Origin of the sequence: Streptomyces sp. cg35 (assembly GCF_050410835.1) — a bacterium.
Classification (GTDB): domain Bacteria; phylum Actinomycetota; class Actinomycetes; order Streptomycetales; family Streptomycetaceae; genus Streptomyces.
Genome location: NZ_CP191268.1, coordinates 2,048,790 through 2,075,521, shown reverse-complemented (window position 1 = coordinate 2,075,521; position 26,732 = coordinate 2,048,790). Strand labels below are relative to the sequence as shown.

The 26,732-nt window shown below is 72.3% G+C and carries 20 protein-coding genes and 1 pseudogene; 14 read left to right on the top strand and 7 right to left on the bottom strand.

The window, feature by feature from the left end:
- Positions 1-10: 10 nt before the first annotated feature.
- Positions 11-1,756 (bottom strand): malto-oligosyltrehalose trehalohydrolase, encoded by a 1,746-nt coding sequence (gene treZ / locus ACQUQD_RS09615; RefSeq protein WP_428951615.1) that lies wholly within the window; start codon positions 1,754-1,756, stop codon positions 11-13.
- A 123-nt stretch (positions 1,757-1,879) separates the two neighbouring features.
- Positions 1,880-2,731, bottom strand: coding sequence for a GNAT family N-acetyltransferase (locus tag ACQUQD_RS09610; RefSeq protein WP_428957504.1), 852 nt, complete (start codon positions 2,729-2,731; stop codon positions 1,880-1,882).
- A 200-nt stretch (positions 2,732-2,931) separates the two neighbouring features.
- Here ACQUQD_RS09610 and ACQUQD_RS09605 point away from each other — a divergent pair, with 200 nt between their 5' ends.
- Positions 2,932-3,483 (top strand): FHA domain-containing protein, encoded by a 552-nt coding sequence (locus tag ACQUQD_RS09605; protein WP_428951614.1) that lies wholly within the window; start codon positions 2,932-2,934, stop codon positions 3,481-3,483.
- Between the two features lie 160 nt (positions 3,484-3,643).
- On the top strand, positions 3,644-4,075 hold the full coding sequence (locus ACQUQD_RS09600) for an SSI family serine proteinase inhibitor (RefSeq protein WP_428951613.1): 432 nt from the start codon (positions 3,644-3,646) through the stop codon (positions 4,073-4,075).
- Between the two features lie 9 nt (positions 4,076-4,084).
- On the opposite strand, the gene ACQUQD_RS09595 is transcribed toward ACQUQD_RS09600, so the two are convergent.
- The gene (locus ACQUQD_RS09595) at positions 4,085-5,326 is read right to left on the bottom strand and encodes a M14 family zinc carboxypeptidase (RefSeq protein WP_428951612.1); all 1,242 of its coding nucleotides are present in this window, start codon (positions 5,324-5,326) and stop codon (positions 4,085-4,087) included.
- Between the two features lie 371 nt (positions 5,327-5,697).
- Here ACQUQD_RS09595 and ACQUQD_RS09590 point away from each other — a divergent pair, with 371 nt between their 5' ends.
- Positions 5,698-6,864 carry a cytochrome P450 gene (locus ACQUQD_RS09590; RefSeq protein ID WP_428951611.1) on the top strand — a complete coding sequence of 389 codons (1,167 nt, stop codon included), beginning with the start codon at positions 5,698-5,700 and terminating at the stop codon, positions 6,862-6,864.
- Here ACQUQD_RS09590 and treY read toward each other — a convergent pair.
- Entirely contained in the window at positions 6,851-9,223 is a 2,373-nt protein-coding gene (treY, locus tag ACQUQD_RS09585) for a malto-oligosyltrehalose synthase (RefSeq protein ID WP_428951610.1), read from the bottom strand. The two genes, ACQUQD_RS09590 and treY, sit on opposite strands and share 14 nt — an antisense overlap.
- 81 nt (positions 9,224-9,304) lie before the next feature.
- Here treY and ACQUQD_RS09580 point away from each other — a divergent pair, with 81 nt between their 5' ends.
- Positions 9,305-10,558, top strand: a complete 1,254-nt coding sequence (locus ACQUQD_RS09580) for an MFS transporter (protein ID WP_428951609.1) — start codon at positions 9,305-9,307, stop codon at positions 10,556-10,558.
- On the opposite strand, the gene glgX is transcribed toward ACQUQD_RS09580, so the two are convergent.
- Entirely contained in the window at positions 10,533-12,650 is a 2,118-nt protein-coding gene (gene glgX, locus ACQUQD_RS09575) for a glycogen debranching protein GlgX (protein WP_428951608.1), read from the bottom strand. The two genes, ACQUQD_RS09580 and glgX, sit on opposite strands and share 26 nt — an antisense overlap.
- 198 nt (positions 12,651-12,848) lie before the next feature.
- On the opposite strand from glgX, the gene ACQUQD_RS09570 reads away from it, so the two are divergent.
- The 4 genes from ACQUQD_RS09570 (at position 12,849) to ACQUQD_RS09555 (ending at position 17,209) form a co-directional block, all read left to right on the top strand.
- A complete protein-coding gene (locus tag ACQUQD_RS09570) occupies positions 12,849-13,604 on the top strand; it encodes a Tat pathway signal sequence domain protein (protein ID WP_428951607.1) in 756 nt (251 codons plus the stop codon).
- A gap of 65 nt (positions 13,605-13,669) precedes the next feature.
- Complete coding sequence (locus tag ACQUQD_RS09565) at positions 13,670-14,977, top strand: copper amine oxidase (protein WP_428957503.1); 1,308 nt, start codon at positions 13,670-13,672, stop codon at positions 14,975-14,977.
- Positions 14,978-15,091: 114 nt separating this feature from the next.
- Positions 15,092-16,360 (top strand): SAV2148 family HEPN domain-containing protein, encoded by a 1,269-nt coding sequence (locus ACQUQD_RS09560; protein ID WP_428951606.1) that lies wholly within the window; start codon positions 15,092-15,094, stop codon positions 16,358-16,360.
- Positions 16,361-16,474: 114 nt separating this feature from the next.
- Positions 16,475-17,209, top strand: a complete 735-nt coding sequence (locus ACQUQD_RS09555) for a 3'-5' exonuclease (protein ID WP_428951605.1) — start codon at positions 16,475-16,477, stop codon at positions 17,207-17,209.
- Between the two features lie 64 nt (positions 17,210-17,273).
- Here the strand turns inward: ACQUQD_RS09555 and ACQUQD_RS09550 are convergent, their stop codons facing one another.
- Positions 17,274-18,152 carry a phosphotransferase enzyme family protein gene (locus tag ACQUQD_RS09550; RefSeq protein WP_428951604.1) on the bottom strand — a complete coding sequence of 293 codons (879 nt, stop codon included), beginning with the start codon at positions 18,150-18,152 and terminating at the stop codon, positions 17,274-17,276.
- 152 nt (positions 18,153-18,304) lie between these two features.
- On the opposite strand from ACQUQD_RS09550, the gene ACQUQD_RS09545 reads away from it, so the two are divergent.
- The 6 genes and pseudogenes from ACQUQD_RS09545 to ACQUQD_RS09520 all read left to right on the top strand — a co-directional run bounded on the left by ACQUQD_RS09545 (position 18,305) and on the right by ACQUQD_RS09520 (position 24,389).
- Positions 18,305-19,231, top strand: a complete 927-nt coding sequence (locus ACQUQD_RS09545; protein WP_428951603.1) for a carbohydrate ABC transporter permease — start codon at positions 18,305-18,307, stop codon at positions 19,229-19,231.
- Entirely contained in the window at positions 19,231-20,061 is an 831-nt protein-coding gene (locus ACQUQD_RS09540) for a carbohydrate ABC transporter permease (RefSeq protein ID WP_428951602.1), read from the top strand. The genes ACQUQD_RS09545 and ACQUQD_RS09540 overlap by 1 nt, the downstream gene beginning before the upstream one ends.
- On the top strand, positions 20,061-21,359 hold the full coding sequence (locus ACQUQD_RS09535) for an ABC transporter substrate-binding protein (protein ID WP_428951601.1): 1,299 nt from the start codon (positions 20,061-20,063) through the stop codon (positions 21,357-21,359). The genes ACQUQD_RS09540 and ACQUQD_RS09535 overlap by 1 nt, the downstream gene beginning before the upstream one ends.
- Before the next feature lie 204 nt (positions 21,360-21,563).
- Positions 21,564-21,779, top strand: a pseudogene (locus ACQUQD_RS09530) (rRNA adenine N-6-methyltransferase family protein); the annotation flags it as partial.
- Positions 21,780-21,899: 120 nt separating this feature from the next.
- On the top strand, positions 21,900-23,120 hold the full coding sequence (gene mgt / locus ACQUQD_RS09525) for a macrolide-inactivating glycosyltransferase (protein WP_428957502.1): 1,221 nt from the start codon (positions 21,900-21,902) through the stop codon (positions 23,118-23,120).
- A gap of 228 nt (positions 23,121-23,348) precedes the next feature.
- Positions 23,349-24,389: a CDP-alcohol phosphatidyltransferase family protein gene (locus tag ACQUQD_RS09520; protein WP_428951600.1), complete on the top strand. Its 1,041-nt coding sequence runs from the start codon at positions 23,349-23,351 to the stop codon at positions 24,387-24,389.
- A 43-nt stretch (positions 24,390-24,432) separates the two neighbouring features.
- Here the strand turns inward: ACQUQD_RS09520 and ACQUQD_RS09515 are convergent, their stop codons facing one another.
- Positions 24,433-26,703, bottom strand: a complete 2,271-nt coding sequence (locus ACQUQD_RS09515; RefSeq protein WP_428951599.1) for an MMPL family transporter — start codon at positions 26,701-26,703, stop codon at positions 24,433-24,435.
- Between the last annotated feature and the right edge of the window lie 29 nt (positions 26,704-26,732).

The following is a 26,732-nucleotide window of genomic DNA, read 5'->3' as shown; positions in this document are numbered from 1 at the left end:
TCCCCGCTCCCTACGGCGCGACCGCGATCACACAGGACTCCGCCGGCACCGTCAACGTGCCGTCGGAACCCGGCAGTTGCACCGGTTCCCACGCCGCCAGCACCTGGGCCACGGGCCGCCCCAGCGGGATCGACACCGGCCGCCCCGACAGATTCACCGCCACCCGGAGATCCCCCCGCCGGTAGGCGATCCAGCGGGCCTCCTCGTCGTACGCGACCTTGACCGCCGCCAGATCCGGATCCCGCAGGTCCGTACGGGCGCGCCGCAGGGCGATCAGGTCGCGGTACCAGGCCAGCACGCGCGCGTGGTGCCCCGTTCCGGGCTCCGACCAGTCGAGGCAGGACCGCTCGCGCGTGGCCGGATCCTGCGGATCGGGGATGTCCTCCTCCGCCCAGCCGTGCGCGGCGAACTCCCGCCGCCGCCCCTTGCGGACGGCGTCGGCGAGCCCCGGGTCGGTGTGGTCGGTGAAGTACTGCCACGGCGTGCTCGCCGCCCACTCCTCGCCCATGAACAGCATCGGCGTGAACGGGCCCGTCAGGACCAGCGCCGCCGCGCACGCCAGCAGGCCCGGCGGGACGGAGGCGGCGAGCCGGTCGCCCTGGGCGCGGTTGCCGACCTGGTCGTGGGTCTGGGTGTAGGCCAGCAGCCGGTGCGCCGGGGTGCGGGCGCGGTCGACGGGCCGGCCGTGGTGGCGGCCGCGGAACGACGAATAGCCGCCGTCGTGGAAGAAGCCGTGCGTCAGCGTCTTGGCGACAGCGGCCAGTGGCGCGCGCGCGAAGTCGGCGTAGTAGCCCTGCCGTTCACCGGTGACGGCCGCGTGCACGGCGTGGTGCACGTCGTCGTTCCACTGTGCGTGCAGCCCCAGACCGCCCTCCGCGCGCGGCGTGATGACCCGCGGGTCGCCCAGGTCGGACTCGCCGATCAGGAACAGCGGGCGGCCGAGCCGCTCCGCGAGCGCGTCCACCCCGGCCGACAACTCCTCCAGGAAGGGCAGGGCGCGCCGGTCGTGCAGCTCGTGGATCGCGTCGAGGCGCAGCCCGTCGATCCGGTAGTCGCGCAGCCAGGCCAGCGCGCTGCCCAGAAGGAAGGCGCGGGTCTCGTCCGAGCCGGGCGCGTCCAGGTTCACGGCGCTGCCCCACGGTGTGTGGTGCGTGTCCGTGAAGTACGGCCCGAAGGCGGCCAGATGGTTGCCCGACGGACCCAGGTGGTTGTGCACGACGTCGAGGACGACCCCGAGGCCGAGCCCGTGCGCCGTGTCGACAAAGCGCTTCAACGCCTCGGGGCCGCCGTACGGCTCGTGCACGGCCCACAGGCTGACCCCGTCGTAGCCCCAGCCGTGCCGGCCGGGGACGGGACACAGGGGCATCAACTCGACATGCGTCACGCCGAGTTCGGCCAGATGGCCGAGACGCTCGGCGGCCGCGTCGAGCGTGCCCTCCCGCGTGAACGTGCCCACGTGCAGCTCGTACAGGACCGCTCCGGTCAGCCCCCGCCCGGCCCAGTCGCCGCGCCACACGTGCCGCTTGTGGTCGACGACCGCGCTCAGGCCGTCGGGCCCGTCGGGCTGACGGCGCGAGCGCGGGTCGGGCAGTACGGGGCCGTCGTCGAGCGCGAACCCGTACCGCGATCCGTCCCCGGCGTCGGCCTGCCCCGACCACCAGCCCGCGCGGTCCGGGTCCTTCTCCAGCGCGCGCGTGGCGCCGTCGCAATGGAGTGTGACCCGCTCCGCCTGTGGTGCCCACACCTCGAACTGCACGGACGCTTCCCCCTCGTAGCCGGATGTCTGCCGACAGTGACGACGCGTCCATGGTGCGTCACGAGTGATCGCCGCGCCGGGGATTCACCACTACTGGGTCCCCACTCCGCGCCCTGCGCGAGGTCACACCATGTGGACGCGCTTCTGTGTCACCGGGTACCCGGCTCTCGTGAAATGCGCCGCCATAGGGAAGTTGCCGTCGTCCGTGGCACCGTCGATGAAGTCCGCGCCGCGCTCGACAAGGAAGTGCGTCGATTCGACCAGAAGGTCGTACGCGTAGCCGTGTCCGCGCTGCTCGGGCACCACCCCGATGAAACCGATGCAGGGCCCTGTCGGGTTGTGCGCGGGCACATGGATCCCGGCGAGCTCGCCGTCGGCCGTGTACGCCAGCCGCAGCCACTCCCGCGGCGACGGGCACCAGTGGAAGAAGTCCAGCTCCTCCCGCGCGGCCTGGTCGAGGCCGCCCTGCTCGATCGCGACCAGCGCGTGCGCGTCCAGCGTCACCGAGTGCACGCGGCGCAGCACGTCCAGCACGACCGCGTCGTCCCGCTCGGGCCGGAACTCCAGCCGCCCCGGCCGCTGCGGCAGCCCGTTCTCCGGCGTCCAGCGATAGCGGAAACGCTCCACAAGAAGGCGCATACCCGCCTTCCGCGCCGCTTCCATGCGCGCCTCCGCGGCCGCCCGCGCGTCCGGGCGCTCCTTCCAGTCGGCGGGCAGGATCAGCTCGTACTCGACGTCGTACGGAGCCTGCTCCAGCAAGGCGACGCCCGCCTCGACGTCGTCCTCGGCGACGTCGAACCAGTTCAGGTTCACCGGCTTCTCGTCGTCCGGGGCTCCCCACCAGGCGGCCCGGGCGACGACGCGCCCCTCGCGCAGCGCCACCCAGGTCCAGGCCGGGTCGTAGTCGCCGCCCTCGGCGCGGGTGCGGTACTCGACTCCGGCCAGGACGCGGCCGACCAGGCCGGGGTCGTCCATCGTGCGGAAGAGCCGGGCGTCGTCCTCGGTGAGGGGGCGGACCACCAGGTCACCGGGCGCCTCGTGCGGTACAGAGGTCAAGAACTCTCCTTATGAGGCGGCCCGTTCGTGGCCGCGGCGGGGCGAACGTAGCAGCGGACTAGAGCGGGACGCTCCTCGTTTTCTGGACACCCCGGCCGCACTGCCCGACAATCTTCAGCGTGACGTCCTCTTTTGAACACCACACGTACCCGGCTCGGCTGTCCGACGCCGAGCGGGACGACGCGCTGAGGGTGCTCAGGGACGGAGTCGCGCTCGGGCGGCTCTCGCACGACACGTTCGTGCGCCGCATGGAGCTGGCACTGGCCGCCCGCAGATCCGCCGAACTCGACGCGCTCACCGCCGATCTGCGGCACGAGAACAAGTGGTCGCGGGCCGTCCTCGGGGCCGTGGGAGCGGTCTCCGGGTTCACCGTGCGGCTGCGCCGGGCATGGACCGTCGAGCGCCTGCCGAAGCTGCTGCTGCCCCCGCAGGTCAACCCGTACCCGCTGCGCATCGGCCGCGACCCGGCCAACGGGCTGCGTCTCAGCCACGAGACGGTCTCCCGGGTGCACGCCGAGCTGAGCAGCCAGGGCGGCATGTGGGTGCTGCGCGACCTCGGCTCCACCAACGGCACGTCCGTGAACGGCCGCAGGGTGATCGGTGCCGCCGTCGTCCAGGACGGCGACCAGGTCGCCTTCGGCCGGATGTCGTTCCGGCTGTCCGCGAACTGACCGCTCCGCCGCTCCCGCTGTCCGCCGACTGACCGCTCCCGGCATCCCGTTCGGATGGACGGCGCCCCCGCCAGGTGAGGCGCGGGCCCCGTCGTGTCGATGCATGCACCGGCACGGGCGCCCGCCCGCGCACCCCTGAACGCGAGGAACGGTGACACCCATGACCCTGATCCCGGTCTCGAAGGCACGCGGCGTCCTGCTGGCCCTGGCCGCCGCGGGCACCCTGCTCGGCACGACGGCCGGCACGGCGCAGGCCGCCCCGCAGGAGCCGCGGCCGGGCAACTGGGTCTCCCTGACCCTCCTGCGGGGCGACGACGGCTTCGGCGACACGACGGACGTGCTGCTGCGGTGCCCAGCCGGGCGGGGGAGCGGGCACCCGCACGCCGAGCGGGCCTGCCGCGAACTCGCCGCCGTCGACGGCGACATCCGCCGGATCGACGCCGCGCAGACGCCCTGCACCATGATCTACCAGCCGGTCACGGCCTACGCGTACGGGATGTGGGACGGCCACCGCGTCGCGTACGCCCGCGACTTCGCCAACCCGTGCGTCCTGCACGCCTCCACAGGATCGGTCTTCGCCCTCGCGCGCTGACCGCGTCGCTCACCCCTGGGCGTGCCGGACCGCCGCGATCGTCGTCCGTGCCTGGTGCTCGATCTGGTGGTCCACCGGCACCCAGCGCGCCCCGAACCGGTCCGCGTACACCTCGCACCACCGCGTGACGAGGGCGTCCAGGCGGGGCGCCGCCGGGTCCTCGGCCTCCTCCAGGACCCGCAGCAGCATGGCCGCGGCCCGCAGCGGCAGACGCCGGGCGAACGCGTCGATGCTGCCGACGTACGCCATCGTCGCGTCCGGCGGCGGCGGTTGCAGCCAGTCGTCGGCCAGGCCCGGCACCAGGCTCAGCGCCCAGCGGGCCGCCCGCAGCAGCGGTCCCGTGGTGTCGGGCAGGCGGGGCAGGGTGACCGCCAGGATGTCGTTGACCATCCGGGTGTCCCGGCTCAGCCGGGCCGAGATGCGCCGCAGCGCCCGCTCCGGCGCCGGATGCGGCGCCGGGTCGTCCACCAGGTCACTGGCCCACATCGGCACCTCGACGATCGCCGTGGAGCCGCCGTAGCGGTGCGCGTGGTGCCAGGTGGAGTGCCGGGCGTCGTCGGGCAGACTCGGGAACGCGGCCTGGACGTCGGGGTCCGGCATCACATGCACGCCCGGCCCGGACGTCGGCCAGCCCGCCGCGTCCGACGCACCCGTCTCCACCGGTATGTGCAGCTCCGCCGCCGACTTGGCGAAGGGCTCCGCGAGCCCCGGTATGTCCCGGGTCAACTGCACCCAGCTCCCGCCCAGTTCCGTGCCGTGCAGCGACACCTGGAGGTACGGGCGCAGCTCGTCGATGACTCCGGTGAGCGTCGTCGTCTCCGGCGGGAGACGGTCCGGCGGCAGCACCGACGGCGACCACTCGGGCTGCTCGGGGCCCGCAGGACGGAAGAAGTGCCGGTGGTAGTCGAGCAGGGTGCGCGGGGCCGGCGTGCGGTGCAGGGACGCCCCGTCAGGATCCGCGCACAGCAGGAAGTGCCACGATCTGTCGGATCTCAACGACCGGTCCAGCAGGGCCCGTTCGGCGAGACTCAGCACGGTGGAGCCGCCCGTCGGCTCGTTGGCGTGCGCGCCCGCGACGACGAGCACTGTACGCCGGTCATGTCCGACGGACAGCAGATGAAGCGGCCTTCCGGCACGCGACGTACCGACCTGGCGTAGTGCGCACAGGTCGGGCCGGGCAGTCGCCAGCTCCCGCGCTGACTGGACCAGTTCGGCCGAGGTGGGGTATCGCTGCTCCGTCAGGTGACTCACCCCCGTTGGTGCTCCCGGCGTCAGCACCCGCAGTACCCCACGCTCGGCCGCACCTGTCAAGAAGGCCTCTGCCGACGTTCATTGCCGGTGCAGGCTACGCCCCACGAGGGTGAGGAACATCTCGCCGACGACATCGGACCGTGTGGGGCGTGCATCCATGTGCGGTGACCGTCGGCGGACTCCGTTTCCCGTCCGGGGCCCACCCGGCTTCCCGCGGCCGTCGCACGGATTCTCCGGCCGCCGGGGCGCGCAGGGGCACCGCCGTCACCCGTCCGGCCGTACGAGGGCTGCGCGCCGGGGTCCCCGGTGGTGCGCTGGGTACAGCCGCGCGCAGCAACCCGTGCGCGCACCGGCCCAGAGTGGAGCCCGCGGTGCTGTGCCCTTCCGGACCGGCCTCACGCCCCAGCGCGCACGGCGCACACACACGCCGCGCCACCCCGCTGCCGCCGAGCCTCGCGGACCCGGACGTCGCCCGCGACCCCTACCCGCTGTACCGCACGCTGCGCGAGACCCACCCGCTCCTCCAGGACGAGCCCTTCGGCGCGTGGCTGCTGAGCCGCTACGTGGACGTCCGCGCCGCCCTGACCGACCCCCGCCTGGTCGCCCCGCCGCCCGGCGGCAGTCTCGCCCACCTGGAAGACGCCACGCACACCGCGCACCGCGCCCTGGTCTCCCCGGCGCTGCAAGGGCGCGCGCTGGCCGCACTGAAGGCAGGCGTGGAACGCACCGCCTACGTGCTCGCCCGCCGCCTCACCCGGCGCCGGGAAGCCGACCTGGTGGAGGAGTTCTGCCACTGGCTGCCCGCCGCCGCGGTGGTGGCCGCGCTCGGTCTGCCCTACGAGGACACCGCCCGCGTCACCGACTGGTGCCGCTCCGGCCTGACCCATCTCGGTGCGGCGCCCGCCGGCCTGGACGCCTTTCTGCGCCCGCACGTCGTCCGCCGCCGCGCGCACCCGCGGAACGATTTCCTGTCGGTGCTGTGCACCGCCCGGGCCGACGGACGGCCGCTGTCCGACGAGGCGGTCACCGCGATCGTGGCGAACCTGCTCGGCGCGGGCGGCGAGGCCACCGACCGGGCCCTCGCCTCGCTCCTCGCCAACCTCCTGGACCACCCCGCCCAGCTGGCCCTCGTCCGGGCCAGGCCCGAACTGGCCGACGCCGCCTGGGCCGAGTCGCTGCGCCACGACCCCGCCGTGCACATCGTGCTGCGCCGGGCCCTCGCTCCGGTCGCGGTGAGCGGCGGCACGATACCGGCCGGCGCCACCGTGGCGTGCCTGGTGGGCTCGGCGGGCCGGGACGCCGACCGGTTCGCCGACCCCGACCGCTACGACATCTTCCGGGCGACGCCCGGGCAGCTCGCGTTCGGCGCGGGCCGGCACCGCTGCCTGGGCATCCAGCTCGCCCGCCTCACCGCCGGGTCGGGGCTGCGCGCCCTGCTCGACGCGCTGCCCCGGCTGGCCTGGGCGCCGGACTTCCGGCCCGTCCCCGAAGGGCTCCTCACCCGGTCTCCCGCAGCCCTCCGCGTCAGCCTGCACTGACCTCGGCACGGACCAGCAGAGCCACCGGCAGCGACCCCAGAACGTCCGCCACGCGCGCGTGCCCGCTGAACCGCCGCCCCGGAGCCAGCAGTTCGGTCCACTCGCCTTCGGGAAGCACGAGTTCCGTCTCCCGCCATCCGCCCGCGTCGGCCAGCCGCAACGACAGGCGGGTCGCCACCACGGCCACCCGGCCCGAGCGTGCGAACGCCACACAGTGCCCCTCGGCCGCGCCCTCCACGGGCAGCGGCGCATACGTGGCCGCGCCCCCGAACCACTCGGGGTGCTCCCCGCGCAGGCGCAGCGCCACCTTGGTGAGCGCCGCCTTCTCCTCGGAGAGCGCGCCGCTCTCCTTCGGGCCGAAGCGGGCGGGCGCCCGGTTGTCCGGGTCCACCAGGGCGCGGTACTCGTGCTCGGTGTCCTGGTAGACGTCCGGTACGCCCGGCATCGTGAGGTGGACCAGGGCCGCGCCCAGGACGTTCGCCCGGACATGGGGCGCCAGTTCGTCCATGAAGCGCAGCACCGCGTCCCCCGGAGGGCCGCAGGGACCGGACGCCACGAAATCGTGCACGGCGCTCTCGTAGGCGGTGTTCTGCTCCGTCCACGTGGTGAACAGGCCCGCCTCGCGCGCGTGCTTGAGCAGTGCCCCCTGGAGCCGTTCCGGGGTCGCGGGGCCGAGACCGGCCACCGTCTGCCAGGCCGCCCACGCCAGCTGGGGGTCCGGGGAGCTCGTGCCGCCGCCGCGCGCGGTCAGCTCCGTCACCTGGGCCAGCAGCGTCTCCCACCGGTCGGGGCACTGGGTGAGCACCGCGATGCCCGCCCGCACGTCCGCGCTCCGCTTCGTGTCGTGCGTGGACAGCACCGTCGACGTGTACGGCCAGTCCCGCTGCACGCGCGCGCAGTACGCGTGGAAGGCCCCGGCCGTGACCGCCGGGCTGCGGGGGCAGCCGCCCACCTCCAGGGCCGACAGGAGCGGCGTGTGCCGGTAGAACGCCGTGTCCTCGACCGACTTGGCCCGCAGCGCCGACGCGGTCTGCGCGAACCGGGCCCGGAACGCCGTGTGCGCCGGCCCGTCGCCGCGCCGCCCGAGCGCCAGCTCCCGTACGGCGTCGACCGCGCGGGCCTCCTCGGGCACGGCGAACGCACCCTTCGCGTCGGCCGCGTCCGCGGCCGTCAGGACCGTCTCCGGATCGGCGCCCCCGCTCGGGTACGGCCGGTACACCGGGACGCGCACCAGCAGCTCGCGCAGGGCCGTGCGCAGCGCCCAGGGGGCGTGGTCGCGCAGATCCGGCGCCAGGTCGCACAGCGCGGCCGCCTCCCGCGTCAGCCGGTCCACCTCGGTCGCCAGCTCGTGCGTGACGACCCGGTGCGCGGCCCGCCGCGCGGTCGCCGCCCACTGGCCGCCCCGGTCGGCCGAGACGTCCGTGAACCGGCGGAACAGCCCCAGCAACCGGTCCGCGCCCGCCGGGTCGGTGAACAGGCCGTCGATGTGCCGCAGTGCGTCGTACCCGGTGGTGCCGGCCACCGGCCACGCGGCGGGCAGCTGTTCGTCGTCCTCCAGGATCTTCTCGACGACGGTCCACCGGCCGCCCGTGGCGTCGCTCAGCCGCTGCAGGTAGGCACCCGGATCGGCGAGCCCGTCGGGATGGTCGACGCGCAGGCCCTCGATGACGCCTTCGCGCAGCAGACGCAGCACGGTCGCGTGGGTCGCCTCGAAGACCTCCGGGTCCTCCACGCGCACCGCGATCAGGTCCGAGATCGTGAAGAAGCGGCGGTAGTTGAGCTCCGTACGGGCCAGCCGCCACCAGGACAGGCGGTACCACTGCGCGTCCAGGAGCTGCGGTAAGGGCAGCGTACGGGTGCCCTCACGCAGGGGGAACTCGTGTTCGTAGTAGCGCAGTACGTCGCCGTCCACCTTCAGGTGGGGCAGCTCGTCCCCGAGGTGACGAGCCAGGACGGGCAGCAGCACCCGGCCGCCCTGCGCCTGCCAGTCGATGTCGAACCAGCGCGCATACGGGGACGACGGTCCGTCGCGCAGCACTTCGTACAACGGCCGGTTGTGCCGCACGGATGCGGCCATGTGGTTGGGCACGATGTCCACGACCAGCCCCAGGCCGTGTTCGCGCGCCGTGCGGGCCAGCGCCCGCAGACCGTCCTCGCCGCCCAGTTCGCCGCGCACGCGCGCGGGGTCCACCACGTCGTAGCCGTGCGTCGACCCGGGCACGGCCTCCAGGACCGGCGACAGATGGAGATGGGAGACCCCCAGGGAGGCCAGGTACGGGACGGCGGCCGCGGCCGCCGCGAACCCGAGATCCGGTTGCAGCTGGAGCCGGTAGGTGCCCGTCGGATGCTGAGGCGTCATGCGAATCTACGTACCCCCGGGGCCGTCTTTCGTGCCTTCACCGCATGCAGGAGCCGCGGTACGTGTCGTTAGCGTCGCACGATGACCACCGGCACCTCCGCGAAGACACCCAGCACGCTCGACACGTACCGCCAGGTGATCGGGGTGACCGGGACGCTCCTGCCGGTCGTCTCGTTCCTCGGACGGCTGCCGGTCGCGGTGATCCAGTTCGGCAGCGTCCTGCTGGTGACCCGTACCAGCGGCTCGCTCGCCACCGGCGGCACCGTCGCCTGCGCCCTCGCGCTCGGCCAGGTCGCCATGGGGCCCTTCGTGGGACGTCTCGCCGACCGGCGCGGCCAGCGCCCGGTCGTGCTCGCCCTCGCGCTGCTCAACTCCTGCGCCATAGCCGCCTACACGCTGGGCGCGCTGTACCACCTGCCGACGCTCCTCCTGGCCGCGCTCGGCGTCCTCGCGGGCGCCACCGTGCCCGGCATCGGACCGCTGGCCCGCGCCCGCGGGGTGGCCCTCGTGCGCCGGGAGGGCGCCGACGAGCGGGTGGTGAACGCCGTCCTGTCGCTGGAGTCCACCATGGACGAGCTGTCCTTCGTCCTCGGCCCCGCCCTCATCGGCGTCGCCTCGGTGCTGGCACACCCCGCCTACGCGTTCGGGACAGCGGCCCTCCTCGTCGCGGCCTGCGGCACCGGGTTCGCGCTGCACCCCACGGCCACGGCCGTCCCCCGGACCGCGCCCGGCGCCCGGCCCCGCGCGCGGGAGGACCGGCCCCGCATGCCGCGCCAGGTCCATGTCGTACGCGTCGGGCTCGTCCTGCTGGGCATCCTGCTCGGCGGCTGCGGCGCCGGAATCACCGCGCTGACCCAGGAACTGGGCCACGAGGACCAGGCGGGCCTCGTGTACGCCGCGATGGGCGTCATGAGCGCCGTCGTAGGGCTGTCGATGGCGGCGGTGCCCGAACGGTTCGCGCTGCCCGCCCGCTGGCGCGTCGCCACCGCGGCCGCCGCCCTCCTGTCGCTCCCGCTGATCGTCACCCACACCATGCCGGTCCTGTACGTCGTCGTGACCGTGTTCGGCGCCCTGTTCGCGCCGAACCTCATCACCGGCTTCGGGCTCACCGAACGGGCCGTGCCGCGCGAACGCCTCGCCGAGGGCATGACGGTCGCCGCGAGCGCCTTCGTCGGCGGGCAGGCGGTCACGCTCGCCGTGGCGGGGCGGCTCGCACAGGCCCACGGGCCCGCTGCGGCGTTCGCGGTGGGCAGCGCGGCCGCGGGCCTGGCCTTCCTCGTCGCACTGCGCGTACGGCCCCTTAGGGAGCCTAGGCGGGCCGTTGCAGCACCGTGAGGCTCCGGCCCGCCAGGGTCAGCCGGTCGCCCGCCTGCACCTTCTGGCTGCCGTCGGCGGGCAGTCCGTCGGGCAGCGCCGTGTCGATCACGGCCTGCCACTGCCGGCCGTGATCGACCGGCACCACGAACTCCATGTCCTTCGGGGAGGCGTTGAACAGCAGCAGGAACGAGTCGTCCACGATGCGCTCGCCGCGCGCGCCCGGCTCCGAGATCGCGTTGCCGTTCAGGAACACCGACAGGGCGCGGGCCTGCGCCGCGCCCCAGTCCTGCTGCGTCATCTCCTCGCCCTCCGGAGTGAACCAGGCGATGTCCGACAGCTCGTCGTGCGTGCCCTCCACCGGCCGGCCGTGGAAGAAGCGGCGCCGGCGGAACACGGGATGCTCGCGGCGCAGCCGCACCATCGCGCGCGTGAACTCCAGGAACGGCTCCGGCGGGGCGTCCGGGGCCGCCCAGCGCACCCACGCCAGTTCGTTGTCCTGGCAGTACGCGTTGTTGTTGCCGTCCTGGGTGCGCGCGAACTCGTCGCCGTGGCTGAGCATCGGAACGCCCTGCGACAGCATCAGCGTGGCGACGAAATTCCGCATCTGACGCGCCCGCAGATCGAGCACCTCCGGATCGTCCGTCTCGCCCTCCGCGCCGCAGTTCCACGACCGGTTGTGGCTCTCGCCGTCCCGGTTGCCCTCCCCGTTGGCGTCGTTGTGCTTGTCGTTGTACGCCACCAGGTCGTGCAGGGTGAAACCGTCGTGACAGGTCACGAAGTTGATGGAGGCCAGGGGGCGGCGGCCGTCGTCCTGGTAGAGGTCCGACGAGCCCGTGAGCCGCCCCGCGAACTCCGCGAGGGTGCGCGGCTCCCCGCGCCACATGTCCCGTACGGTGTCGCGGTACTTGCCGTTCCACTCGGTCCACAGCGGCGGGAAGTTGCCCACCTGGTAGCCGCCCTCGCCGACGTCCCACGGCTCCGCGATCAGCTTCACGCGCGAGACCACCGGATCCTGCTGCACCAGGTCGAAGAACGACGACAGCCGGTCCACCTCGTGGAACTGCCGCGCCAACGTGGCGGCCAGGTCGAAGCGGAACCCGTCGACATGCATCTCCTCCACCCAGTAGCGCAGCGAATCCATGATCATCTGGAGGACGTGCGGGGACCGCATGAGCAGCGAGTTCCCGGTCCCCGTGGTGTCCATGTAGTACTGCGGATCCTCGGTCAGCCGGTAGTACGACGGATTGTCGAGACCCTTGAAAGACAGGGTCGGGCCCAGATGGTTGCCCTCGGCCGTGTGGTTGTAGACGACGTCGAGGATCACCTCGATGCCGGCCTGGTGCAGCGCGCGCACCGCCGACTTGAACTCCAGGACCTGCTCGCCCCGGTCGCCCCACGATGCATAGGTGTTGTGCGGCGCGAAGAAGCCGATCGTGTTGTAGCCCCAGTAGTTGTTCAGACCCATGTCGACCAGGCGGTGGTCGTTGACGAACTGGTGGACCGGCATCAACTCCAGCGCTGTGACGCCCAGTTCGGTGAGGTGCTCGATGATCGCCGGGTGCGCGAGCGCCGCGTAGGTGCCGCGCAGCTCCTCCGGCAGCGCCGGATGCCGCATCGTGAGCCCCTTGACGTGCGCCTCGTAGAGCACCGTCTCGTGGTACTCGGTGCGCGGCCGACGGTCGTCGCCCCAGTCGAAGTACGGGTTCACCACGACCGACGCCATCATGTGCGGCGCCGAGTCCAGGTCGTTGCGCTCGTCCGGCTTCCCGAACGGGTACCCGTACACCGCCTCGCTCCAGTCGACGCGCCCGCTGATGGCGCGCGCGTACGGATCGAGGAGCAGCTTCGCCGAGTTGCAGCGCAGCCCCCGATCGGGCTCGTACGGGCCGTGCGCGCGGTAGCCGTACCGCTGTCCCGGCATGATCCCCGGGAGGTAGGCGTGCCGGACGAACGCGTCGGACTCCCGCAGTTCCACCGCGGTCTCCGAACCGTCGTCGTGCAAGAGGCACAGCTCGATACGGTCCGCGGTTTCGGAGAAGACCGCGAAATTTGTGCCGGCGCCGTCGTACGTGGCGCCGAGCGGATACGCCTGTCCAGGCCAGACCTGCATGCTGACGACTCTTCCACTCCCGGCCCGGGGGCCCGGGCGACAACAGTCAGTCTCTCCCCCGAAAGTGACGGAACCACCTACGAGTTGGCCCCCTCTTACATGAAGACCACGTAATACCGGTATGCCCGTGCGTGGGACTGCCGGGGAAGCAGGGGGGTAGATGTGCGCGAGCTAGCAAGACGCCATCTCGGGAAACTGGTGGCGACAGTGGCCCTCGCGGTCACCGGTGCCGCCGTCGCGGTCGGCGTGAGCCTGCCGGACGGCGCGGGGGGCGCCGGCGACGCGGCCAGGGCGGGAGCGGCCCAGCAGGACGCGGTGGCTCCGGAAGGAAGGATCGAGGCCGCCCCCGAGGACGGCGACAAGGGCGTCGGCCGGGACCCGCTGACCGACGCCGAGATCACCCGGGCCGAGCGGCTCGCGGTGACGGACAACGGCCTGCGGAGGGACGCGAGGGACGTCGAGGGCGACCGCGGCCCCCAGCACCTGTCGACGAACCTGACGGAGATCGACCCCGGCCTGAGCGGCCCGGCCGCCGCACAGCGCCGCGCGGACGTCGTCTCCTACGACTACAAGAGCGACACCGTCGTCACCAGGACCGTGAACCTCGACACCGGCAAGGTCGAGGACACCCGGACCGACCAGGGCGTGCAGCCGCCGCCCAGCCAGGACGAACTGGCCGAGGCCGCCCGGCTGCTGATCGGCGACCGGCTCGGCGCCGACCTCAGGGCCGACTACGCGGACGCCACCGGCAAGGAGCTCACCAAGGCGGACCAACTGCAGCTCAGCGGCATGGTGTTCCGCAAGGAGACCGTCGCGAAGGTCCCCTCCGACCTCACGGCATGCGGAAAGCACCGCTGCCTGCGCGTCGTCGCCAAGGTCACCAACGGACCGTGGATCGACACCCGCGCCCTCGTCGTCGACCTGAGCGACCGCACGGTCGGCCGCCTCGCCTGACGCGGCGCCGCCACCGCCTCCTTCACCTTCTTCTCGTGCCAAGGGAGCCCTTCCGTATGCACGTCATGCACGTCAACAGAGTCCGGCGCGCCCGCAAACGGCCCGCTGCCGCCCTCGCGGCCTGTGCGGTCACCGCGCTGCTCGGCACCGCCCCAGCCGCCCAGGCGGCGCCCCAGAAGGCGCCCGCGGCCGCCGCGCCGTCCTGCTCGGCCGCGTACACCATCGAGCAGACCCTCGACGGCGGCACCACCTGGCGCATGTGCTGGCACTACAACACCCTCTCCGGCCTCGTCCTGGACGACGTCAGCTACCAGCCGAAGGGCGAGCCCCAGCCGATCCGCGTCCTGACCAGCGCCCGCCTCGCGCAGGTCCATGTGCCCTACGACGACGGGGAGAACGAGTACGACGACATCACCGGCACCGACTTCGGACAGGCCCTGCAGAACCTCCGGCCGGCCGAGTGCCCCGGCGGCACCATCAAGACCGTCAAGGTCCCCGACCGGGGCGACGTGACGGGGCTGTGCACGACCACGCGTGCGCGCGGGCACGCGTACCGGCTCAACGACGACGAGTCGACCGGCGGCAACGGCAAGCTGTACAGCGCCCAGGGCAAGGACCTGCTCGTCTACACCGTCAACAAGGCGTCCTGGTACGAGTACATCACCGAATGGCGCTTCGCCTCCGACGGCACCATCACGTCGAACGTGGGCGCCACCGGCAGCCTCTCCCCGTACGACTACAAGGGCACCGACGGCAAGGGCTGGCCCATCGGCAAGGGAGCGAGCGCCTACGCCGAGAGCCACAGCCACAACGTCTTCTGGCGGCTCAACTTCGGCCTCGACGGCTCCAGCAAGAGCAAGGTCGAACAGTACGACTCCACGGTGACGCCGCCGCGCGGCAGCGGATCGCCCACCACGAAGACCACCAGGACGCCCGTCACCAAGGAACTCGCCGGTGACGAGAAGGACATGCGGTGGTGGCGGGTGGTCTCCACCGCGGGCAAGAACAAGGACGGCCACCCCAGGTCCTACGAGTTCGTGCCCGGCCGCTCCAGCCGGTTCCCCGGCCGTTCCTTCACCAAGCACGACGTGTACTTCACCGAGTACAAGAAGTGCGAGCAGTACGCGAGCAACAACCCCTCGGCGCACTGCGGCGGAACAAGTGTGGACAAGTGGGTCACCGGGCAGACCCTGAGCCACCCGATCACCTGGGTCAACATCGGGTTCCACCACATCGCCCGCGACGAGGACCAGCAGCCCATGCCGGTCCACTGGCAGGGCTTCTCGCTGGCCCCCAGGGACGTGACCGCTATGAATCCGCTCACTCCCGCCGACCTCGCGGATCAGAACGGGGTTCCCCGAAACGGGAGTTGAGAAACTCTCGTCCCCATCGGGCTGCACCGCCCACCGCTCCCGGAGTACCCTTCCTTGATCGTTGCTGGGGGAGTGCTCGACAAGCTCGGGGGAGCGGAAGGCGGTGCGGAGCGGGTGAGCTCGGGAGGGCTGGAGCTGCCCCCTGGTGACGACGGTCACGAGGGCCATGAGGGTTCGGGGGCAGCCTCCGCGGACATCCCGCCCGGAGCCGTGTCACTGGCCCGGCCCATGGACGTGGGGTCGCAGATCGGACCCGAACTGGACTGGGGTGCCGACGCCTGGGGCGAAGTCCGTACGCGTGCCCAACGAGCCGGGCGTGCCTACATCTGGCTGAACCTGGTGGAGCAGCGGCTGCGCGCCGTCGTCGCCGCCGTGCTGCGGCCCGTGTACGAGCCCGTGCACGGCGACGACTGGGTCGTCGCCGCCGCCGGGCCCGCCGGACAGGAGTGGGTGCAGCGGGCCGTCGCCGTGCGCGAGGTCAGCCGCCGCAAGGGCTATCTCCTCGACCCGGCCGACGACAACGTGCTGTCCTTCCTCACGCTCCCGCAGCTGCGCGAGCTGATGGTGCAGCACTGGCCCTGCTTCGAGCCGTACTTCGACGACCGGCGCGACGTCGAGCTCGCCCTGGACGAGCTGGAGGTCACCCGCAACGTGGTCTCCCGCAACCGGGCCCTGTCCCAGACGGTTCTCGCCCAGGCCGAGCGCGCCTCCGCCCGCCTCCTGGAGATGCTCGGCGCGGGCTCCGACGTCCCCTCGGCCCGGCGGCTGCCCATCGACGCCGTCGAGGACCTGGTCGGCGACCGGTACGCGGACGTCGTGGGCGTCCACCCGGACCGGGTGCGGCTGCTGCGGCAGTTTCCGGCCGAGGACCTCTTCGGCGGCGCCCGGCGCCTGGACGCGATCGGGATAGGCCTGAATCTGCTGGTGCAGAACTTCTCCGGCCGCCGCCTGATCCGCCTCGCCGAGTCCGGCTGCCGGGTACGGCTCCTCTTCCTGAACCCGGCGTCCAGTTCGGTCAAACGGCGCGAAAGGGAACTCGGCCTCAAGCGGGGCGAGTTGAGCCGCGCCGTCGAGATGAACATCCTGCACATGCGGCGCGTACGGGCCCGGCTGCGGGACCCCGGCGCGTTCGAGATCCAGGTCTTCGACGACACTCCGCGCTTCACCGCCTACCTCGTCGACGGCGACGGCTCGGACGGCGTCGCCGTCGTCCAGTCGTACCTGCGCCGCACGCGGGGGATGGAGGCCCCGGTCCTCGTGCTGCGCGGCGGCGGGCGCCTGGTCAGGGCGAACGGTTCCGCGGAGAACGGGGAGAACGGGCTGTTCGTGACATACCGGGACGAGTTCGAGCAGGCGTGGGCGGACGCCCGCCCCGTCTCCTAGGGCTTGTCCCGGCCGTCCGGTCCCGGCCGTCCGCGACGGGTGCCGGACGGATTGTCAGTGGCGCGTGCGAAGGTGGTGGTCACTGGGGGAACGCACCACGAGAAGGGGGCTGCCATGGGCTGGCACCGGGAGCTGTTGGTCGGCTTCGACCTGGAGACGACGGGGACGGATCCGCGCGAGGCGCGCATCGTCACCGGCGCCGTCATCGAGGTCAGGGACGGCGCGGTCCTCGGCCGTCGGCAGTGGCTCGCCGACCCGGGCGTACCGATCCCGGACGAGGCGGTCGCCGTGCACGGGATCAGCACCGAGCGGGCGGCGGCCGAGGGCGAGCCGGCCGACCGGGTGGCCGACGCCATCGCCGAGGTGCTCGTCGGGTATTGGCGCACGGGCGCCCCGGTCGTCGCGTACAACGCGGCGTTCGACCTGACCCTGCTCTCCGCCGAGCTGGCCCGGCACGGCCTGCCGTCGCTGCGCGACCGGCTCGGCGGCGCGGAGCCGGCCCCGGTGATCGACCCGTACACCATCGACCGCACCGTCGACCGCTACCGCCGGGGCAAGCGCAATCTCGAAGCGGTCTGCACCGAGTACGGCGTCACGCTCGACGCCGCGCACGACGCCTCCGCGGACGCCCTGGCCGCGGCGCTGCTCGCCCACGCGATAGGCGACCGGCACGCGAAGGTCGCGGCGCTGGGACCGGCGGAGCTGCACCGCCGGCAGGTGGAGTGGTACGCCGAGTGGGCAGCGGACTTCCAGAGCTTCCTGCGCAAGAAGGGCGACGCGGACGCGGTGGTGGACCCGACGTGGCCGATGAGAGACCTGACGGTCAAGGCCGGCCCGTCCGGCGTCTGACGACCGGGGGGTCCGGGGGCGAAGCCCCCGTGCGAACGGCGGGAAGCCGAAGGCGAGCCGAGGCTCAGAACGGGTACCACCGCACACCGGCGTCCCCGTCCCGCAAAGACGCCACCCGCCGCTCGAACTCCACCAGTGCCTTCGGGTTGGCAGGAGCGTGCTGCGCGACCCACGCACAGGACGCTGTCTCCCGCGCCCCCCGCAGCACACCACACCCGTCCCACTCCCGCACGTCCCACCCGTACGCGGCGACGAACCCGTCGTAGGCCGCCGGGTCCAGCCCGTACCGGTCCCGCGACAGCGCCATCACCACCAGATCGTGCTCGCGCAGATCCGACGAGAACGTCTCCAGGTCGACCAGCACCGGCCCCTCGGGCCCGATGTGCACGTTGCGGGGCAGCGCGTCCCCGTGGATCGGCCCGGGGGCCAGCCGCGGGGTCAGCGCCGCGGCGGCCGCCGCGAACCCGTCCCGCCGCTCGCGCAGATACGCCGCGTCCGCCGGATCGATGGCGTCGCCCGCGAGCCGCAGCCAGCGCTCGACGCCGCCCAGCAACTCCCGCCGGGGCAGCGTGAACCCGGTCGGCGCCGGCAGCGCGTGCACCAGCGTCAGCAGCTCGGCCAGATCGCGCGGCTCCGCGGGCCGCACGGCCGCCGGGATGCGGTGCCACACCGTCACGGGATGCCCGTCGACGACCAGCGGCTCGGCCTTCGCCGCCCGCACGGCCGGGACGCCGTGCTCGGCGAGGTAGGAGGCGATGGCCAGCTCGCGACGGGCCCGGTCGAGGAGCTCGGGCGCCCGGTCGATGCCGCGGCCCACCTTGACGACGAGATCACCGGCCGCGAACACCGCGTTCTCGCCGAGCGCGAGCAGCTCCACACCCTCCGCCGGGCCGTCCACGACACCCGCCTGGGCCAGCACGTCCCGTGCCCGTGCCTCGTCCATCACTTGCCTCCCGCGTTCCAGCTGGTACCGGCCCAGTCTCGCACCCGGCCGAATGTCTTGACGCCGTAGGAGCGTGTCAGGACCATGACGGGGGCCGCCGGGGCGGCCGGAAGCCGCGTGAGCCGTCCGAACCGCCCGAAGGAGTCGCATCCGTGACCTCGGCGACCGCCACGACACGCACCACGGGGCAGCGCCCCGTCCGCGCACCGCACAAGGAGCACAGCGCCTGGTTCCTCGTGCTCCCGGCACTCCTGCCGATCCTGGTGCTGAGCGTCGGCCCGCTGCTGTACGGGATCGGGCTCGCCTTCACCGACTCCCAGTCGGGCCGCACCGCGGCGACGCAGTGGGTCGGCACCCTGAACTTCCAGGACCTCCTCCACGACACCCTCTTCTGGGAGTCGTTCCGGATCGGCCTGCTGTGGGCGGTCGGCGTCACGGTGCCGCAGTTCGTGCTGGCCCTCGGCCTCGCCCTGCTGCTCCACCAGGATCTCCGCTTCCGGTGGCTGGCGCGGGCGCTCGCGATCGTGCCGTGGGCGATGCCGGAGGTCGTCGTCGGCATCATGTGGCGCCTCGTCTACCACCCCGACGCGGGCATCCTCAACGAGACGCTGCGCGACCTCGGCCTCGGCGACGGCCGCGACTGGCTCACCGGCCTCGCCACCGCACTGCCCGCCGTCATCGTCGTCGGCGTCTGGGCGGGCATGCCGCAGACCACGGTCGCGCTGCTCGCCGGGCTCCAGCACACCCCGCGCGAACTGCACGAGGCGGCCGCCATGGACGGGGCCGGCGCCTGGCGCCGGTTCCGCACGGTGACCTGGCCCGCGATCCGCCCCGTCGCCCTCGCCGTCAGCGCGCTCAACTTCATCTGGAACTTCAACTCCTTCGCCCTGGTCTACGTCCTGACCGGCGGCGGACCCGGCGGCCGCACCCGGCTCCCCATGCTGTTCGCGTACGAAGAGGCCTTCCGCTACGGGCAGTTCGGCTACGCGGCGGCGATGGGCTGCGTCATGGTCGCCGTCATCTCGATCCTCCTCGCCCTCTACCTCGTGGGCCGACTGAAGGGAGGCGACGAGCAGTGATGCGCACCGGCGGACTCGCCCGCGCGGGTCAGTACCTCGCGCTCCTGGCCTATCTGATCTTCCTCGTCTTCCCGTTCCTGTGGCTGATCTCCACCGCGTTCAAGCCGCCGCGCGAACTCGCGAGCCTGCACCCGACCTGGATTCCCGAGCACCCCACCCTCGCGAACTTCCGGCAGGCCTTCGACGAACAGCCCCTGCTGCGCGCCGCGGGCAACTCCCTGCTCGTGGCCGTCGCCACCGCCGTGATCGCGATCGTCATCGCGACCCCGATGGCGTACGTCATGGCGCGCCGCCGCTCGTTCGTGTCACGGGCGGCGACCGGCTGGGTGGTGGTCAGCCAGGCGTTCCCGTTCGTCCTGGTGATCATCCCGCTGTTCCTGATCCTCAAGAGCCTCCACCTGATCAACGCCCTGCCCGGCCTGATCATGGTGTACGTGGTGTGGGCGCTGCCCTTCGCGCTGTGGATGCTGGTCGGCTATGTCCGGTCCGTGCCAAGGGAGTTGGAGGAGGCGGCGGCGGTGGACGGGGCGGGCCGGCTGCGCGTCCTCGTGTCCGTGACGGCGCCGCTGCTGGCGCCCGGCATCGTCGCCACGGGGCTGTTCGCGTTCATCAGCGCGTGGAACGAGTTCTTCTTCGCCCTCGTCCTGATGAAGACCCCGGAGCGGCAGACGCTGCCGGTGATCCTCACCCACTTCCTCGGCGCCGAAGGGGTGGCCGACCTCGGTCCGCTCGCCGCCGGGGCGTTCCTGGCGACGCTGCCGTCGCTGGTGATCTTCGCGGTCATCCAGAAGCGGATCGCGGGCGGCATGCTCGCAGGGGCGGTGAAGTGATGCGCGGAGGAGGGAGGGCGGCGACGGCGCTCGTGGCGTGCACGGCGCTGCTGCTCGGCGGGACCGGCTGCACGTCCGGCGTGGGAGAGGGCGACGACGGCCGTGTCACCCTCGAGTTCCAGTCCCTGGCCTGGCAGAAGGAATCCGTCGACGCCAACAGGCAACTGGTGAAGGAGTGGAACGCGACGCACCCGGACGTCCAGGTCACCTACGTCCAGGGAAGCTGGGAGAGCGTCCACGACCAGCTGCTCACGGCCTTCGAGGGCGGCGAGGCGCCCGACATCATCCATGACGCCTCCGACGACCTGGCCGACTTCGCGTACGGCGGATACCTCGCCGACCTGCGCGGCCGTCTGCCCGGCCGACTGAAGTCCGACATCCCGCAACGGAGTTGGGAGACAGCGACGTTCGGTGACGGTGTCTACGGGGTGCCGTTCCTCCAGGAGCCGCGCGTCCTCGTCGCCAACGCGACGTGGCTCGAGAAGTCCGGCGTCCGCGTCCCGACCCCAAAGCGGCCCTGGACCTGGGACGAGTTCCGGCAGATCACCAAGAAGCTCAGCGGCAAGGGCAGATACGGCGTCGCCTGGCCGCTGAAGGAGCCCGTGTCGGCGACGCTGAACCTGTCCCTGTCCACCGGCGGGCAGCTGTTCCACCGCGGCACGGACGGCACGGTGCGGATCCGCTTCGGCCCGGCGGACGAGGTGATGCCGCGCACCGTCCACGACCAGGTGAACACCGACCGCGGCGCGTCCGCCACGACGCTCGGCATGGGCGGCTCCGACACGCTCCCCGGATTCTTCGCGGGCAAGTACGCGATGGTGCCGCTCGGGTTCTCCTACCGGCAGCAGATCGTGCAGCAGGCCCCCAAGGGGTTCGACTGGCAGGTGCTGCCCGCGCCGGCCGGGGCCGACGGCCTCACTCAGGGCGTCAGCCCGCAGACGCTCTCGGTCGCCGAGGACAGCCCGCACAAGAAGGAGGCCGTCGCGTTCATCGACTTCCTCCTCCGGCCGCGGAACATGGTGCGGCTCGCCCTGGGCGACTGGATGCTGCCCACCGGCACCCAGGCACTGAAGGACCCCGCGCTGCACACCACGAAGAACGACTGGGCGGCCGGCACCGCCCTCGCCGCACACCTGCGCGCGGCGCCCGCCCCGTCCGTGCGCGGCTATCCCGAATGGAAGGACAAGGTGGCCACCCCCGCGCTGCAGGAGTACTACAGCGGGGCGATCGGCCTCGACGAGCTGCGGCGCCGCCTGGTCGACGACGGGAACCTGGTGCTCGCGCGCTACCAGAGATAGCGGCCGGCACCGGGCTCCGCCCCCGAGAACCCGTGGACGTACGCGGTGTCCCCGGCGGGCCGCCGAGCTCGTCGCGTACGAGATCGACGCCTGCCTGGTCCCCGGACTGCGGCGCCGCTTCGCCGCGCACCCTCAAGTCCGCATCCACGAGGCTGACTTCGTCACCGCACGCGCGCCGCGCACCCCTTCACGGTCGCCGGGAACGTGCCGTTCGCGCGGACCTCGGCGGTGGTGGAGCGGTGCCTGCGCGCGCCGGCCCTCACCCACGCCACGTTCCTCACTCAGCTCGCATACGCCCGCAAACGAGCCGGGGGCCACGGGAGCTGGTCGCGCCTCACGGTCCTGACCTGGCCGCACTTCGAGTGGCGCCTGCTGGACCGGGTCCCGCGCACCGCCTTCCGCCCGGTGCCCCGCGTCGACGCGGCCGTGCCGCGCATCGAACGCCGGGCCGCGCCCCTGCTGGATCCCGCCGCCTCGTCGAGCCTGGCTTCACTGGACAAAAGGTTGCACGAGACGTCTCGTCTCGTCTACGGTGGGGGCATGACGAACCCGGAACACCGCAACCGTGCCCACATCGCCATGTTCTCCATCGCCGCCCACGGGCACGTGAACCCGAGTCTCGAAGTGATCCGGGAGCTCGTCGCCCGTGGGCACCGCGTCACGTACGCGATCCCGCACCTCTTCGAGGAGAAGGTCGCCGGGACCGGCGCCGAGCCGGTGCTCTACCGCACGACACTGCCCGGCCCCGACGACGACCCGGCGGCGTGGGGAAGCACGCTGCTCGACAACGTCGAGCCGTTCCTGGACGACGCGATCCAGGCCCTGCCCCAGCTCATCGAGGCGTACGAGGGCGACGGCGGCGCGGGCGTGCCCGATCTCGTGCTGCACGACATCACCTCGTACCCGGCCGCCGTCCTCGCCCATCGCTGGGGCGTGCCCGCGATCTCCCTCTCGCCGAACCTCGTCGCGTGGCAGGGGTACGAGGAGGAGGTCGCCGAGCCGATGTGGGCGGAGCCCCGGCGGACGCCGCGCGGCAAGGCGTACTTCGAGAAGTTCACCGACTGGCTGACGCGGAACGGGGTGACGAAGACCGCCGACGAGTTCTGGGGCCGCCCCGACCGCTCGCTCGTGCTCATCCCCAAGGCGCTCCAGCCGAACGCCGACCGGGTCGACGAGAAGACGTACAGCTTCGTCGGCGCCTGCCAGGGCGACCGCGGTGCGCAGGGCGACTGGGAGAGGCCCGCCGCGGCCGAGCGGGTGCTGCTCGTCTCGCTCGGCTCCTCCTTCACCAAGCAGCCCGACTTCTACCGTGAGTGCGTCAAGGCCTTCGGTGACCTGCCCGGCTGGCACATGGTGCTCCAGGTCGGCAAGCACGTCACCGCCGACGACCTCGGCGAGATCCCCGCGAACGTGGAAGTGCACCAGTGGGTCCCGCAGTTGGCGGTCCTGAAGAAGGCCGACGCGTTCATCACGCACGCCGGTGCGGGCGGCAGCCAGGAGGGCCTGGCCACCGCCACGCCGATGGTCGCCGTCCCGCAGGCCGTCGACCAGTTCGGCAACGCCGACATGCTGCAGGGCCTCGGCGTCGCCCGGCACGTCCCGATGGAGGAGGCGACGGCCGCGACGCTGCGCGAGGCGGTGCTCGCCCTGGCCGACGACCCGCAGGTGGCGGCGCGCCTCGCGGTGATCCAGCGGGACATGGCGGGCGAGGGCGGCACACGGCGGGCGGCCGATCTCATCGAGGCCGAACTGCCCGGGTGAGCATGGTTGCCTGTCGCACGTGAAAGGGGTGTGCGCATCCGATAACGGGCCGATGTGGATGTAACGCTCAGGTAACGCAGTGGTCCGACGGTGTTCCCATCGATCTCGTCACCCCGTACGACCGTTACCCCCCACCGAAGGTTGCGCCCTGAACATCTTGAACATGGCGAGAACATGTTCTTAGCGTGAGGTGAACTTGATCTGCACGAAGGAAAGTTGGCATACCTCATGCCCCGAGACATACCGCCGCTGCGTGATGTGCGCCGGATGACCCAGAAGAAGCGCGACGCGTGGTGGACCGTGCTGCTCGTCGATCCGGTCGCCACGCCGCTCGTGCGGGTCACGGCCAGATGGACCCGCATCACGCCGAACCAGATCACCTGGGGCGCGCTGCTCCTGGGGCTGGGGGCCGCCGCGTGTTTCGCCATGGGGGACTGGCGCTGGCTGATCGCCGGCGCCGTCGTCTACCACCTGAGCTTCATCCTGGACTGCATGGACGGCAAGGTCGCGCGGCTGACCGGGCAGGGTTCCGTGTTCGGCGCCTGGCTGGACTACATCTTCGACCGCGTCCGCGTCGCGGCCTGCGCCGTCGCCCTCATGGGCGGCCAGTACCACCGCACCGGCGACATCTGGTACGTGTGGCTCGCGGTGGCCGTCGTCTTCCTCGACGGGCTGCGCTACCTCAACGCGCTGGAGATCTTCAAGACCCGGCACAACATGCGCAAGCAGATCAAGGCCCGCGTGCGGGCGGCCCGCCGTGCCGAGAACGAGCAGAGCCTCGCCTTCATGGAGGACCTGCTGCGGGCCAACCCCGAGGCGGACATCGAGCAGGACCTGGCCGCGGCCGCCGAGCGGGCCGCCGACGAGACGGACGAGACGGACGAGACGACCGGGACGACGCAGGGCCTCGACGCGCAGGACCTCGGCACGCAGGACGGGGTGACCGCGCCGAAGAAGGCCCAGGTCGTCGACCTGCACCAGGAGTTCCGCAGCCGCTTCCCGATCTACCTGCGGTTCCGCTCCTTCCTGCTGCGGCACCGCATCCGTACGCACCTGATCAGCGGCATCGAGTTCCAGATGGCCGTCTTCATCGTCGGCCCCCTGATCGACCAGGTGATCGGGACGACCATCGTCGCGGGCGCCCTGCTGCTCGTCTTCGAACTCGCCATCGTCTACAAGCTGCTGCTCTCGACGCGCGACTTCGGCCGCACGCTCGCCTCGTTCGAGCAGCAGGAGCGGGAGCGGGAGAGCCTGTCCGCCGCAGCGTGACACGCTGCGGCGGACAGGCTCCGGTGGGCGGGGAGCGCGGTCGTCAGACCCGCACTTCCTCGCCCCCGTGGTGCGTCGCCGCCACGGGCTCGGGCGCCTCGTCGTGCGTGAGGTCCGGCATCCGGTGCAGCCACCGCGGCAGATACCAGTTGCGCTCGCCGAGCAGCGCCATCACGGCCGGCAGCAGGACACCCCGGATGACGGTCGCGTCGATCGGCACGGCGGCGGCCAGACCCACGCCCATCTGCTTGAAGGACTGCATGGACAGCGTCCCGAAGATGGCGAAGACGGCGACCATGATGACGGCGGCACTGGTGACCACGCCCGCCGTCGTGACGACGCCGTGCCGGATCGCGTCCTTGTTCGTACGCCCCTGGAGCCGCGCCTCCCTGATCCGCGACACCACGAACACGTGGTAGTCCATCGACAGGCCGAACAGGATCACGAACAGGAACAGCGGCAGCCACGAGATGATCGCGCCGACCCCCTCGGCGCCGACGAGCGAGGCGCCCCAGCCGTTCTGGAAGACGGCCACGAGAATCCCGTAGGCCGCGCCCACGGACAGCAGGTTGAGCGCGATCGAGGTGATCGCGACCGTCAGCGAGCGGAACGACAGCAGCATCAGCAGGAAGGCGAAGACGACCACGAACACGAAGACCGGGACGACCGAGCCGACGATCTGGTCGTTGAAGTCCTTCGACCCCGCGACCTGCCCGGTGATCGGCGCCTCGACACCGTCCGCCCTGCCGAGCGTGTCCGGACGTACGTGGTCACGGAGCAGCGCCAGGCTCTTCTCGGCCCTGTCCTGGTCGGAGCCGCCGACGAGCGGGACGTCGATGAGCGCCACGTTCTCCCGCCCGTGCACGGTGACCTCGACCGGGCCGCGTGAGGCACCCGAACTCACGGCCTGCGCGCGGAAGTCGGCGATGGCGGAGCGCACGGCGGGCGCGTTGATGTCGTCCGCCCTGACGACGACCTCGGCCGGGTCCGAGCCGCCCGGGAACGCCTCGTTGACCCGGTCGTACGTGGCGACGATCGGCAGCGAGTCCCCGAACTCCTGGTCCAGGGTGAGGTTCTGGGTCTTCATGCCGAGCGCCGGGGCGGTGATCGCGAGGAGCGCGCCGACCGCGACGACCACACAGACGGCGGGCCGCGCGAGCACGACCGTGAGGACGCGGCTCCAGAAGCGGCTGCCGTCCGTGCCGCCGCTCCCGCCGCGCCGCTTGGCCGGGTGCAGGAACGGGATACGGCCCTTCTCCACGCGCTCGCCGAGCAGCGAGAGCAGCGCGGGCAGCACGGTCACCGAGCCGACCATCGCGACGGCCACCACCATCAGCGAGGCGAGCCCCATGGCCTGGAACTCGGCGAGCCCGGTGAACATCATGCCGGCCATGGCCACGCACACCGTGACACCGGAGACGATGATCGCGCGGCCGCTGGTGGCCGCCGCGACGCTCAGCGCGGTCCGCGGGTCGTGGCCCTTCATCCGCTCCTCGCGCTCGCGCCGCAGATAGAACAGGCAGTAGTCGACACCGACCGCAAGCCCCACGAGCAGCATGACCGAGTTGGCGGTCTCGCTCATCGGCTGCAGATGGCTGACGACTCCCATCAGGCCCATCGTCGCCATGATCGCCGTGATGGCGAGCGCCACCGGCAGCAGCGCCGCGACGAGCGCGCCGAACGCGATCAGCAGGATACCGAGCGCCACCGGCACCGCCGAGAACTCGGCCCGCTGGAAGTCGTCGCCGAACGCGTCGTCGAACGTCTTGCCCATGCTGGCGCCGCCGATCTCCTCGATCCGCAGCGCGTCGTGGTCGTCGGCGACGCCCTTGACGGCGTCGAGGACCGGCTCGATGCGGTCGGACGCCGTCTCGGGGTCGCCGCGCATGTCGAACTGGACCAGCGCGGTGCTGCCGTCCTTCGAGACCGCCTGGGCCCCGGCGGCGTACGGCGAGCGCACGTCGGTCACCGCGCCCGTGCCCTCGACGGCCTTGACCACGTCGGCCACGGCCCGCTCGAACTCCGGCGCCGTGGCGCGCAGTTGTCCGTCCCTGCTCTGGACGAGCACGGTCTCGCCCGCCGGCTCGTCGATGTCCGCGTCGGCCACGATCTGCGCGGCCCGCCCCGTCTCGCCGCTGAGCTGGTCGCTCTCCTTCACGTCGACGCGCCCCGCGGCCGAGCCGATGCCCATCGCCAGCACGACGAACAGCACCCAGATCCCCACCGCCGCCCAGCGGTGCCGGACGCTCCAGCCGCCGGCCCGGGCCGCGAACCCCCGCACCTGTCGGTCCCGCCGGTCCCCGTTCCTCCCCATGAGGTCACCTCCGCAATCGAAGGTATGGG